Genomic DNA, 12411 nt, shown 5'->3' on the forward strand with positions numbered 1-12411 from the left:
GGCATCCTGGCCCGGCAATCCCGGCTGCCCGACGCCGCCGGAGCGATGGGATCAGAGCGCGGGCGTGCGCTCGCGCAGTTCTTCCAGCGTGAAACCGTTGGCGGGCGCGCACTCCTGCACCTCGATCACATTGCCCTCCGGGTCGTAGCCGTAGAGCGTGCGGACATGCCCGACATCGACGAACGCGCGGTCGTTGAAGGTCATGCCGCAGGCCTCCAGATGGGCGATGTCCGCCGCGATGTCGGTCACGTCGATGCAGAAATGGGTGTAGCCGCGGTCGTTCGGCCGCAGCGGCCGGTCCAGATCGGACGGCGGCGCCGTATATTCGAACATCTCGATGTAGCACGATCCCGCGCGCAGCATGCAGCCTGTGGCGGCCGAACCCGGTACGTCGACGATGAGGTCCATGACCGGCTCGTCGGCCCAGGCGAAGCCCTCCTCGTCGACCGGCTCGAAGCCCAGCGCCTCGCAGTAGAACCGCTTCATCCGCGCGAGGTCCCGGCAGTTCATGCCGATATGGTGGATGCCGCGGATCATGGTGGTCTCCCTCGTCTTCCTTGCGGCGAATTATCCGCAAGGCATCCGGGCATGGCAACCGCCGATCCTTGACCAGGCAGGAGCAAAACAGGTCTGCACAACAATGCAGTTTCATTAGCAGAGCGTTTACCGTATTTCCGTAAGTAGCTATGAATTCACCGGATTGACGGTGGGGGAAGCCAGGGGTCCGACTTGTACCTGCAATCCGACCGGCAAATGACGGGCATCCGCCCGCTGACCGATGGCGGCCTCGTCTCGCAGGCAGCGGCGCTGGTTGGCCTGAGCGCCTGGAGCTGCGACCTCGACACCGAGGCGCTCGCATGGAGCGACGGCGTCTTCGCGATATTCGGGCTCGATCGGGAGAACCACTTCGAGCGCCGCGATACCGTCGCTCTCTATTGCGAGGAATCGCGCGAAACGATGCAGCGCATGCGCCAGCAGGCGATCGAGGCGCGGTCCGGCTTCTCGATGGAGGCCCAGATACGCCAACCGGGCGGCGACCTGCGCTGGATGCGCCTCGCCGCCATGACGCGGGTCGAGAACGGCCGCGCGGTGCAGCTTTACGGCATGAAGCAGGACATCACGCAGGACCGGCTGCGCTGGGAGCACCTGCGCCGCCTCGCCGAGAATGATCCGCTCACCGGCCTCGGCAACCGCGCGCGGTTCCAGTCGGAATTCCTGGACCTTCCCGCAGGATCGGAGCGCCTGTCGCGGGTCGGCGCGCTCGCGATCTTCGACCTCAACAACTTCAAGGACATCAACGATCGCTGGGGCCATGCGGCCGGGGACGCCTGCATAGCCCGGTTCGGACAGCGGCTGGCGTCCGCATTCCCGAACGCCCTGCTGATCGCCCGCATCGGCGGCGACGAGTTCGCCATGCTGCTTCCCGACGCACTTCCTGTCTTCGCAGCGGAAAGCGCCGTGCGGCGGCGCCTTGGCAACCTGGTCGGCCGCGTAGCCTGGCAAGGCACGGCGATCCCGGTCGGCGTCAGCGTCGGCCTGGCCTTTGCCGGCCACGACCGCCGACGCTCGCCGGACGAAATGTTCGCCGCCGCCGACATGGCGCTCTATGCGGCGAAGAAAAGCGGCACCAACGCGGTGCGTGTCGCCGCCTGACCGCCCGTCAGTCGTTCACTCCGCCGGCTCGACCCAGGTGGTGCGGGTGACGCGGGGCGAGAGGTACTTGGTCGCCGTCCAGCCGCCGTCGACGACGATCGACTGGCCGTTGATCATCTCGCTGCCCGGCAGGCACAGGAACGCGATGACCGAGGCGATGTCCTCGGGCTGGGCCAGGCGCGGATAGGGCGTGGTCTCGACGTTGGCGCGCTTGAAACCCTCGTCCTCGAAGCGGTGGCGGACCATGTCGGTCATCGTGACGCCCGGCGCCACGCAGTTCGAACGGATGCCGCGCGGGCCGTATTCGCAAGCCATGTGCTCGGTGAGCGACTTGAGCCCACCCTTGGCCGCAGAATAGGCGCCGCCGCGGCGGCCACCGATGTGCGCGAAAGTGCTGGTGACGTTGACCACGCTGGCGCCCTCCCTGAGGTGCGGGATCACATCGCGGCAGAGGCGGAACGGGGCCACCAGCATGATGTCGAGGAAGCCGTCGAGCGTCTCGTCGTCGGTCTCGTCGAGCGGCTTGGGGCTGCCGACGCCGGCATTGTTGACCAGCGCGTCGATGCGGCCGAAGCGGGCCAGCGTCTGCTCGACGATCGATTTCGGCGCCGCCGGGTCGGTGAGGTCGGCGCTGATCGCCAGGACGTGCTCTGGATTGCCGATCGCGGCTTCGAGCGTCGCCAGCTTGTCCTTGCTGCGACCGACGCCGACGATGGCAAAACCCTCGGCGTGCAGGATCTTCGCGGTTTCGAGACCGATGCCGCTGCCCGCGCCCGTGATGATCGCTACCTTCACTGATGTCCCTTTCGTCAACCCAACTCATCCTTCCCCAAGGAAGCTGGCAAGCTCTAACCCCCGCCCCAGCCGCCGTCGAACCGCCCGGGCGGTATTGCCTGCGCCCGTCTTTGCCCCCGCCGCGGTGCTGGCTAGTCAGGGCCCATGACAACCGAACCTTCTGCCCCGAAAGCCGCCCTCGCCGGCATCCGCGTGATCGACATGAGCCGCGTCTTCGCCGCTCCCGTGGGCGCCCAGATCCTCGGCGATCTCGGCGCCGACGTCATCAAGATCGAGCGGCCCGGCGTGGGCGACGACGGGCGCGGTTACGGCTTCTCGTGGGTGCCCGGCAAGGACGGCATCGAGACGCGCCATTCCAGCTTCTTCACCGTGTCCAACCGCAACAAGCGCTCGATCACGCTCAACCACTCCAAGCCCGAGGGGCAGGAAATCCTGCGCGAGATGGTCAAGACCGCCGACGTTCTGATCGAGAACTACAAGGTCGGCGACCTCAAGCGCTTCGGGCTCGACTACGAGACGCTGAAAGCGATCAACCCGCGCCTCATCTACTGCTCGGTCACCGGCTTCGGCCAGACCGGGCCGATGGCCGCCCTGCCCGGCTACGACGGCCTGTTCCAGGCCACCGGCGGCATGATGGCGGTCACCGGCATTCCCGAAGGACAGCCCGGCTCCGGCCCGCTCAAGACCGGCCCCAGCCTCGTCGACTTCGTGACCGGCCACAACACCGCGCTGGCGATCCTGGGGGCGCTGATGCACCGCCATGCGACCGGCGAGGGACAGTACATCGACATCGCGCTGCTCGACAGTTCGGTAGCGATGGTCAGCCACATCATGCAGGACTATCTGATCAGCGGCCAGGCCCCGCCCCGCCTCGGCAACGGCGGCAACGGCGGCGGACCGGCCGACCTCATCTACTGCAGCGACGGCATCATCTACCTCACCGCCGGCACCGACGAGCACTGGCGCCGCCTGACCGTGCTGATGGAGCAGCCCGAACTCAACGCGGACCCGCGCTTCGACACCAACCTCAAGCGCGGCAAGACCAGCCGGGCCGAGCTGATGGAGATCATCAACGCCTGGAGCCGCCAGTTCACCACCGACGACGTCCAGGCCAAGCTAGACGGTGCCGGCATCCCGGCGGCGCGCTACAACGAACTCGCCGACGTCTGGGAGGACCCGCAGGTCCAGCACCGCGGCCTTCGCGCGACGACGCCCCACGCCTTCGCCGCCAGCGGTTCGGTCGACCTGATCGCCAGCCCACTCGCCAAGATGTCGGCAAGCCCGGCGACCATCCGCATGGCCCCGCCGATGCTGGGCGAACACACCAATGAGATTCTCGCCGAACTGGGCTACGATGAAGCAGGCATCGCGGCGCTGAAGGAAGCCAAGGCGATCTGAGCGGCGCCTTTCCTCTCCCTTCGGGGAGGAACGCGCTCCAACGAAGAGGCCGGGACAAGCGCCCCGGCCTCTTCGTTCGCTCAGTCTGCCCTGAAAATCAGACGCGCATCGGCATCAGCACGTAGAGCGCGGGGCTCTTCTCGTCCTGGCGGATCAGCGTCGGCGCCGCAGCGTCGGCGAGGTGGAGTTCCACCGTATCGCCTTCGATCTGGCCGAGGATGTCCTTGAGATAGTTGGCGTTGAAGCCGATCTCGAAACCTTCCGAGCTGTAGTCCGCCGGCACTTCCTCGGCCGCCGTGCCGTTGTCGGGCGAGGTGACCGAGAGCGTCACGCGGTCGTGGTCGAGCGCCATCTTGACCGCGCGGGTCTTCTCGGTGGCAATCGTCGCGACGCGGTCGACACCCTGGAAGAAGCTCTTAGGGTCGATGCGGAGCAGCTTGTCGTTCCCGGTCGGGATGACGCGGGTGTAGTCCGGGAAGGTGCCGTCGATCAGCTTGCTGGTCAGCACCACGCCGTTTTCGCCGCCGAGCGTGAAACGGATCTTGCTGGCGGAGAGGTCCACCAGAACGTTGGTGTCGAGCGCCTCTTCGAGCAGCTTGCGCAGTTCGCCCACGCATTTGCGCGGCACGATCACGTCGGGCATGCCCTGCGCGCCGTCGGGACGGGCGATCGTGAAGCGCGCGAGGCGGTGGCCGTCGGTCGCGGCGGCCTTCAGCTCCTCGTCGCTGACGTGGAGGAAGATACCGTTGAGGTAGTAGCGCGTTTCCTCGGTCGAGATCGCGAAGCGGGTGCGGTCGATCAGCTGCGCCAGCGTGGCCGCCGGGATTTCGAAGCTGGTCGGCAGCTCGCCCTCGGCGATCATCGGGAAATCGTCGCGCGGCAGCGTCGGCAGCTGGAAGCGGCTGCGGCCGGCCTTGACGACCATGCGGTTGTCGGCGGCGTCGAGGCTGACCTGGCTGCCTTCGGGCAGCTTGCGCGCGATGTCGTAGAGCAGGTGCGCCGAAACCGTGATCGCGCCCGCTGCCTCGACCGAGACGGCACCGAGCGATTCGACGACCTGGAGGTCGAGATCGGTCGCCATGATGCGCAGCGACCCGCCGGCGGAAGCCTCGATCAGCACGTTCGACAGGATCGGGATGGTATTGCGGCGCTCGACGATGGACTGCACGTGCGACAGGCAGCGCAGAAGCGTGGAGCGTTCGATCGTGGCCTTCATGACAGCCTCAGGTCCCCCTTGGTCGGCCTTGGGTTCGGAACAACCCGAATTTCAGGACGACTATCTCTAGCGGCAGACGGCAGAGCGGCAAGCATGAACTAGGCGGAAAACCGCGAATCTGGGGATAAATCGGGGGTTTGGCGTGAGACCGTGGGGGAGAGCGGCGCCGTCCCCCAGCTCTCACCCTCAGATCATCACCATGCCGCCGTTGACGTGGATCGTCTGGCCGGTGACGTAGCCGGCTTCCTTGCTGGCGAGGAAGACGGCGGCGGAGGCGATGTCCTCGCCCTCGCCCATGCGGCCCATCGGGATGCGGCCATTGAGCGCGTCCTTCTGGGCATCGGGCAGGACGTCGGTCATGGCGGTGCGGATGAAGCCCGGGGCGACGCAGTTCACCGTGACGCCGCGCGTAGCCAGTTCCTGCGCGAGGCTCTTGGACATGGCGGTGATGCCGCCCTTGGCCGCGCAGTAGTTCATCTGGCCGGGGTTGCCGGTGGTGCCGACGACCGAAGTCACGTTGATGATGCGTCCGAAACGGGCCTTCATCATCGGCTTGGCGACGGCGCGCATCAGGCGGAAGGTCGATTCGAGGTTCACGCGGATCACCGCATCCCACTCCTCGTCCTTCATGCGCATGGCGAGGTTGTCGCGGGTGATGCCGGCGTTGTTGATCAGGATGTCGATCTTGCCCAGCGATTCGAGCGCGGCGGGCACCAGCTTCTCGACCTGCTCGGCGTCCGAGAGGTTGCAGGCGATGGCGACGTGGTCGACCTCCTGCGGCGCCTGCGGGCTGTGCTCGTCGAGTTCGTCGCGGAAGGCGCGCAGCTTGTCGGCGTTGGAACCCGAGATCGCGAGGCGCGCGCCCTGCGCCGCCAGCGCGCGGGCGACTGCAGAACCGATTCCCCCGCTCGCGCCGGTCACCAGGGCAGTCATTCCGTGAAGGTCGAACATGTGAAACTCCTAGGTCGTCCCGGGACTCGGCCCGGGATCGCGGGCCCGCCGCGCAGGCCTCTCTTCAAACCGCCGGCGGCCCCGGGTCAAGCCCGGGACGACGGACATTACAGGGTCTTTGCGAGTTCCTCGATCTCGGCCATCGTCGAGGCGGAGGTCACGTCCACGTCGCCCGCGGAGCGCTTGATCATCGGGCCGACGACCTTGCCGCCCAGTTCGACGAAGCGCTCGACGCCCGCCGCGTGCATCGCGATCGCGCTCTCGCGCCAGCGGACGCGGCCGGTGACCTGCTCGACGAGCAGGCGCTGCACTTCGGCGGGGTCGGTGACGACGGCGGCGGTGACGTTGGCGAACAGCGCGACGCGCAGGGCGCCGGGGCGGGTAACGTCGAGCGCCTCGGCCATGGCGTCGGCAGCGGGCTGCATCAGCGGGCAGTGGAACGGCGCGGACACGGGAAGCGCAATGCCGCGCTTGACGCCGAAGTCCTTGACCAGGGCGATGGCGCGCTCGATCGCCTCACGGTGGCCCGAAAGCACGACCTGGCCCGGGTCGTTGTCGTTGGCGACGGTGCAGACCTGACCCTCGGCAGCCGCCTCGGCCAGCGCGGTGGCCTTCTCGATGTCGGCGCCGAGCAGCGCGGCCATGGCGCCCACGCCGACCGGCACGGCGGCCTGCATCGATTCGCCGCGCAGCTTCAGCAGGCGCGCGGTGTCGGCGAGGCTGAAGGCACCGGCAGCGCAGAGCGCGGTGTACTCACCCAGCGAGTGGCCGGCGACGAAATCCGCCTTGTCGGCCAGCGCGATGCCGCCTTCCTTCTCGAGCACGCGCAGCACCGCAATGGCGTTCGCCATGATCGCCGGCTGGGCATTGGCGGTGAGGGTCAGCTGATCTTCCGGCCCCTGGGTCATGATCTTGAAAAGATGCTGGCCGAGAGCGTCGTCGACCTCCTGGAAGACTTCGCGCGCTACGGCGCTGGCCTCGGCGAGATCGGCGCCCATGCCGACCTTCTGGCTGCCCTGACCGGGAAAAACGAATGCACGCATCTTGCGACCGTCCTTGTTGTGCGGCGGTCGATGGATGACGGACCGCTTGCGAATCGAGTGTGGCGCGGGGGGTTATTGACCTTGGCCGCCGATCGCAAGCCCCGAGGGGGGAATCCCTCAGCCGAAGGGGACGATCCGGTTGGCCGCGTCGTGGCCGATATCCGCCTCGCCCAGGAAGGCGATCGAGTGCCGATCGCACCAGTGGCGCGCGATTTCGACGGCATCGGCGCCGAACGGACGGTCGTTCTCCGGCACGTCGCTGACGCGGCCGAGGCGCAGGCCGGCGATGCCGCCCAGGTGCGCCGTGGCGTGGAAGAACAGGCGGTCGACGGCGTAGAGGTATTCGGACACTTCCTCGACCATGACCACATGGTTCGCGAGGCCCGGCATCAGCCGCGTGCCGCCCAGCATGGCCAGCGTCGTCAGATTGAAGGCGGCGACGGGATGGCGCTCGCCTGCCAGCGAGGGTTCGAGGCCGTCACGCGCGCCTGAAAGGAAGCCGAGCGCGCGTCGCACCGCGTCCTCGCCGCCTTCCCGGCGGATGTCGGCCAGCATCGGACCATGAACCGCCTTGCCCATGCGTCCGCGATAGATACCGCCGAGCAGATAGCCCGCGTCGGAATAGCCCAGGAAGGTCTTGGCCTTCGCGCCGTGGTTGAACACCGCCAATGCGTCTTCCGCGATCCGGCAGGCACCGTAGCCGCCGCGCGCGAACCAGACCGCGTCGAACGACGGATCGTTGGCGCACTCCACCAGCGCGGCGGCGCGCAAGTCGTCGGAGCCGGCGAAGTGGCCTTCGGCCGCGAAGCACTGGTCGTGGACGACGATCTCGACGCCTGGAAACTCGGCGGCGGCCAGCGCCAGCACACGGTCCGCGTCCTCGCGGGTGATCGGGGTGGACGGGGCGCAGACGGCGATGCGGGTCATGGCGTGAGCCTAGCTTCCTCCGTCATCCCCGCGAAGGTGGGGATCCCGCTTTTTCCACCGGTCCAGTAAAGCGGGATCCCTGCCTTCGCAGGGATGACGGTTGTTTTTGGGGCCAGCTCGAAATACGTCCCGTCCATGACCGACGAGACCACCCTCACCGCCCATTCCTGGTTCTTCTGCGGCATCGGCGGTTCCGGGATGCTGCCACTGGCGCTGATCCTAAAGGGCCACGGCGCCACCATCGCGGGGTCGGACCGCAGCCGAGACCAGGGGCGTAGTCCCGAGAAGTTCGCGTGGCTCGAATCGCTCGGCTTCGAGCTTCACCCGCAGGACGGCAGTGGCGTGGTCTCGGCCCAGCAGACGCTGGTCGCCTCGGCCGCCGTCGAGGATACCGTGCCCGAAGTGGTCCGCGCGGCCGAACTGGGTTGCCCGCGCATGAGCCGCGCGCAGCTGCTCGCCGCGCTGTTCAACGCCGCGCCCCTCGGCATTGCCATCGGCGGCACTTCTGGCAAGTCGACCGTCACCGGCATGACCGGCTGGATCATGACGCAGGCGGGCCGCGACCCGACGATCATGAACGGCGCGGTGATGAAGAATTTCGTGAGCCCCGACGCCCCGTTCGCCAGCGCCCGCGTAGGCCAGGGCGACGCCTTTGTGTCGGAAGTGGACGAGAGCGATGGCTCAATCGCGCTCTACCGGCCCAGAGTGGCGGTGCTGGGCAACGTCAGCCTCGACCACAAGAGCCTCGAGGAACTGCGCGAACTCTTCGGCGATTTCCTTGCCTTTGCAGAGATTTCCGCGATCAACCTCGACGATGCCGAGACTGCCGCACTCGCCGGACGCGCGCAGGCGCTGGTGACCTTCGGGATTACGTCGGCCGAGGCGCAGATCGGCGCGGTGGACGTGGTCGAGGGGCCGACCACCCTCGCCGCTACCGTGCTGGACCGGCGCGACGGGACGGCGCATGCGTTGGCGCTCAAGGTGCCGGGCCGCCACAACCTCTACAACGCGCTCGCCGCCATCGCCGCCGCCAATGCCGCGGAAGTGCCGGTCGCCGAGGCGGTGGCTGCGCTGGGCTCGTTTGCGGGCCTCGCGCGGCGGTTCGACATCGTCGGCACATCGGCAGGCGGGGTGACGGTGATCGACGATTTCGGACACAACCCGGACAAGGTTTCGGCCACGCTCGCCACCCTCAAGGCTCACCCCGGCCGCGTGATCGCGTTCTTCCAGCCGCACGGCTACGGGCCGCTGCGGCAAATGGGCGCGGAACTCGCCGAAGTGCTCGCCCGCAGGCTGGAGCCGGACGACGTGACGGTGCTGTGCGACCCGGTCTATTTCGGCGGCACCGTCGACCGCAGCGAGGGCAGCGAACGGATCGTGCGCCTTATCCGCGAGCATGGCGGCCAGGCGGAATACATCCCCTCGCGCGCCGATTGCGGCACCTGGATCGCCCAGACCGCCCGCCCCGGCGACCGCGTGGTCGTCATGGGCGCGCGCGACGATACGCTGACCGTGTTCGCCAAGGATATCCTGACGGCGGTGGCCTGACCCACGCCCCCGGTGGAGCCGGGGACGACGCGGTCAGTGCGCCTTGCCGCGCGCCTTGGCGACGAGGTGGACCACCACAGCGACGACCGCGCCCAGCACCAGCCCGACGATCGCCGAAGCCACCGCGTAACCCAGCCAGCCCGCCACCGGACCCAGCGGCCCTGCCGCCGCGGCTAGGGCAAGTTCAATGCCATGCGCGATATGCGCCGGTCCCGGCACGCCCAGTTCCTCGAGCCCGTGCAGGATGATGCCGCCGCCCACCCACAGCATCGCCAGCGTGCCGACGCTGCCGAGCAGGCTGAGCACCACCGGCATTGCTTTCAGCAAACCGCGGCCGGTCGCCTGCGCCGCAGCGCTCGGCTTCTTGGCGAGGTGCAGGCCGACGTCGTCCATCTTCACGATCAGCGCCACCGCGCCGTAGACCGCGACGGTGATGGCCACGCCCACCAGCGCCAGCGTCACCGCCTGCGTGACGATCGTCTCCTCGCTAACGGTGCCCAGCGCGATCGCCATGATCTCGGCCGAGAGGATCAGGTCGGTGCGCACCGCGCCGGACACGCGGGTCTTCTCGAAGCTGGCGATGTCCTCGACCGGGTCCTCCAGCGTCTCGCCGTGCTTTTCGCCGCCCAGCTTCTCGATCACCTTCTCAGCGCCCTCGAAAGCGAGGTAGAGACCGCCCACCATCAGGATCGGGGTGATGGCCTGCGGCAGGAAGGCGCTCAACAGAAGCGCGATCGGCAGCAGGATCACCAGCTTGTTGAACAGCGAACCCTTGGTGATCTTCCAGATGATCGGCAGTTCGCGGTCGGGCGTGAAGCCGGTCACGTAGCCGGGCGTCACCGCCGCATCGTCGATCACCACGCCGGCGGCCTTGGTGCCCGCCTTGGCGACCCCCATGCCGACGTCGTCGAGCGAGGCTGCGGCGGCGCGGGCGATGACGGCCACGTCATCGAGCAGGGCGACAAGGCCGGATGGCATGAGGAATCCTTTGTTTGCAACTGCGAAGGGCGAACGGCTCATGCGGGGGATACGGTGCGCAATCAAGCGAAAGCAAGTCCCGCTTAAATACTCACAGCCCCCACCGTTCTCTTGGCCATACGAAGAAGGCGCCAGGATCGGGGCCTTCAAGCAGAAGGCCTACCGGGGAACACCATGTCAGTCATCAACACCAACATCAGCGCGATTCGCGCCTCGAACGCTTCGAACTCCGCCAACAAGATGCTCGGCACCGCGATGGAGCGCCTGTCGACCGGCAAGCGCATCAACTCCGCCAAGGACGATGCCGCGGGCCTTGCCATCTCGACCTCGATGACCTCGCAGATCCGCGGCATGAGCCAGGGCATCCGCAACGCCAACGACGGTATCTCGCTGGCGCAGACGGCGGAAGGCTCGCTGTCGGAAGTCAGCAACATGCTCCAGCGCGTCCGCGAACTGGCGATCCAGTCGGCCTCGGGCACCTACCAGACCTCCGACCGCGCCGCGATGCAGCAGGAAGTGACCGCGCTGACCTCGCAGATCAGCGACTCGCTGACGCAGACCAAGTTCAACGGCAACGCGCTGCTCTCGACCACGTCTGGCTCGGACCTCAGCTTCGACATCCAGACCGGCGCCAACTCGGGCGAGAAGGTCACGCTGACCTCGAAGGCCATCGACGGCACCAACCTCACCGCCTCGGCGCTCGACGTGACGTCCTCGACGCTCGCCTCGACCACGCTGACCAAGGTCGATGCCGCGCTCAAGGACGTGAACGCCACCCGCGCCTCGCTCGGCGCCGGCCAGAACCGCCTCGAATCGGCGATCAACAACCTGACCAACAACGTCACCAACCTGTCCGACGCGCGCAGCCGCATCGAGGACGCGGACTACTCGACCGAAACCACCCAGATGGCCAAGGCGCAGATCCTCAGCCAGGCCTCGACCGCGATGATCGCGCAGGCCAACCAGAGCCAGCAGAACGTCCTGTCGCTCCTGCGCTAACGCAAGCGACACCGACACCGGCCTCCCGTCCCCCGGAGGGCCCAGCCCGGCGGTCAGCCCTGACCGCCGGGCGTTTCGGTATGTGCGAGGGCAAGTGGCTCCGCGCACAGGTGAAGAACGCGGCGACGACGGGGTTGATGGGAGAGCTTGTAGCGGTATCGAGGTCAGTTCGATGCGCCGTCAGAACTCGACGTCGAGCTCTTCCATCTCTTCCGGTTCGGCCTTCGCCGCCTCGGTCCATTCGCGCATCGGCGCCCATTCGGCCACGGCGCAGCAATAGGCCGAGCACTCCGGCGGCAGGGCCACGGCGTAAGTCGTGAAGCGCGTGGTCACCGGCGCGTACATGGCATCCGCCACGGTCGGCGTCTTGCCGAACAGGAACGGGCCGCCATGCGTCCGGAGGCAGTCGATCCAGATCGCCTCGATCCGCTCGATATCGGGACGAGCCCCGGAGAATACCGGGAACTTCTCGTGCCGGACCTTGAGGTTCATCGGCAGCGCCGAACGCAGGTTGCTGAAGCCCGAGTGGATCTCGCCCGAAATCGAGCGGCAGTGCGCCCGCGCGATCGGGTCGCTGGGATACAGCCCGGCATCGGGAAACTGCTCGTTCAGGAACTCCGCGATGGCGAGCGTGTCCCAGACGCCGGCGCCCTTCCAGGTCAGGCGCGGCACCAGCACCGACGGCGAGAGCAGCAGGAGTTCGGCACGATTGGCGGCATCGTTCGCCACCATCTTCTCCGTGACGTCGAGCCCGGCAAGCCGGCACAGCAGCCAGCCGCGCAGCGACCAGGCGGAATAGGTCTTGCTCGATATCGTCAGAGTCGCGCCGGGTTCGCTAGCTTTTGTCATGGGCGTGCATCCTCGCGCTTTTGCTTGCATCAGCTTATGATGCAGCGCAGCATG

Annotated in this window: 12 protein-coding genes; 4 read left to right on the top strand and 8 right to left on the bottom strand. The window is 67.5% G+C overall.

Features of this window, described 5'->3' with window-relative positions; translation table 11 throughout:
* Positions 1 to 51: 51 nt before the first annotated feature.
* On the bottom strand, positions 52 to 537 hold the full coding sequence (locus AC07M9_RS09455) for a VOC family protein (protein WP_494883250.1): 486 nt from the start codon (positions 535 to 537) through the stop codon (positions 52 to 54).
* Between the two features lie 192 nt (positions 538 to 729).
* On the opposite strand from AC07M9_RS09455, the gene AC07M9_RS09460 reads away from it, so the two are divergent.
* Positions 730 to 1653 carry a GGDEF domain-containing protein gene (locus AC07M9_RS09460; RefSeq protein ID WP_494883252.1) on the top strand — a complete coding sequence of 308 codons (924 nt, stop codon included), beginning with the start codon at positions 730 to 732 and terminating at the stop codon, positions 1651 to 1653.
* A 15-nt stretch (positions 1654 to 1668) separates the two neighbouring features.
* Here AC07M9_RS09460 and AC07M9_RS09465 read toward each other — a convergent pair whose 3' ends face one another.
* Positions 1669 to 2448 carry an SDR family NAD(P)-dependent oxidoreductase gene (locus AC07M9_RS09465; protein ID WP_494883254.1) on the bottom strand — a complete coding sequence of 260 codons (780 nt, stop codon included), beginning with the start codon at positions 2446 to 2448 and terminating at the stop codon, positions 1669 to 1671.
* A 144-nt stretch (positions 2449 to 2592) separates the two neighbouring features.
* Here AC07M9_RS09465 and AC07M9_RS09470 point away from each other — a divergent pair, with 144 nt between their 5' ends.
* Positions 2593 to 3846: a CaiB/BaiF CoA transferase family protein gene (locus tag AC07M9_RS09470; RefSeq protein ID WP_494883256.1), complete on the top strand. Its 1254-nt coding sequence runs from the start codon at positions 2593 to 2595 to the stop codon at positions 3844 to 3846.
* A gap of 97 nt (positions 3847 to 3943) precedes the next feature.
* Here AC07M9_RS09470 and dnaN read toward each other — a convergent pair whose 3' ends face one another.
* From dnaN to AC07M9_RS09490, 4 genes are all read right to left on the bottom strand, one after another.
* On the bottom strand, positions 3944 to 5062 hold the full coding sequence (dnaN, locus tag AC07M9_RS09475) for a DNA polymerase III subunit beta (protein ID WP_494883257.1): 1119 nt from the start codon (positions 5060 to 5062) through the stop codon (positions 3944 to 3946).
* 186 nt (positions 5063 to 5248) lie between these two features.
* Positions 5249 to 6013, bottom strand: a complete 765-nt coding sequence (gene fabG, locus AC07M9_RS09480) for a 3-oxoacyl-[acyl-carrier-protein] reductase (RefSeq protein ID WP_007684830.1) — start codon at positions 6011 to 6013, stop codon at positions 5249 to 5251.
* Between the two features lie 107 nt (positions 6014 to 6120).
* Positions 6121 to 7056 (bottom strand): ACP S-malonyltransferase, encoded by a 936-nt coding sequence (gene fabD / locus AC07M9_RS09485; RefSeq protein ID WP_494883258.1) that lies wholly within the window; start codon positions 7054 to 7056, stop codon positions 6121 to 6123.
* A 117-nt stretch (positions 7057 to 7173) separates the two neighbouring features.
* Positions 7174 to 7983: an LD-carboxypeptidase gene (locus AC07M9_RS09490; protein WP_494883259.1), complete on the bottom strand. Its 810-nt coding sequence runs from the start codon at positions 7981 to 7983 to the stop codon at positions 7174 to 7176.
* Positions 7984 to 8118: 135 nt separating this feature from the next.
* On the opposite strand from AC07M9_RS09490, the gene AC07M9_RS09495 reads away from it, so the two are divergent.
* Complete coding sequence (locus AC07M9_RS09495) at positions 8119 to 9531, top strand: glutamate ligase domain-containing protein (RefSeq protein ID WP_494883261.1); 1413 nt, start codon at positions 8119 to 8121, stop codon at positions 9529 to 9531.
* A gap of 33 nt (positions 9532 to 9564) precedes the next feature.
* On the opposite strand, the gene AC07M9_RS09500 is transcribed toward AC07M9_RS09495, so the two are convergent.
* Complete coding sequence (locus AC07M9_RS09500; protein ID WP_494883262.1) at positions 9565 to 10509, bottom strand: DUF808 domain-containing protein; 945 nt, start codon at positions 10507 to 10509, stop codon at positions 9565 to 9567.
* Between the two features lie 174 nt (positions 10510 to 10683).
* On the opposite strand from AC07M9_RS09500, the gene AC07M9_RS09505 reads away from it, so the two are divergent.
* Positions 10684 to 11508 carry a flagellin N-terminal helical domain-containing protein gene (locus AC07M9_RS09505; RefSeq protein ID WP_494883264.1) on the top strand — a complete coding sequence of 275 codons (825 nt, stop codon included), beginning with the start codon at positions 10684 to 10686 and terminating at the stop codon, positions 11506 to 11508.
* Between the two features lie 180 nt (positions 11509 to 11688).
* Here the strand turns inward: AC07M9_RS09505 and AC07M9_RS09510 are convergent, their stop codons facing one another.
* The gene (locus AC07M9_RS09510) at positions 11689 to 12357 is read right to left on the bottom strand and encodes a glutathione S-transferase (RefSeq protein WP_494883265.1); all 669 of its coding nucleotides are present in this window, start codon (positions 12355 to 12357) and stop codon (positions 11689 to 11691) included.
* Positions 12358 to 12411: the final 54 nt, after the last annotated feature.

This window comes from Novosphingobium sp. GW821-FHT09E05 (assembly GCF_059416165.1).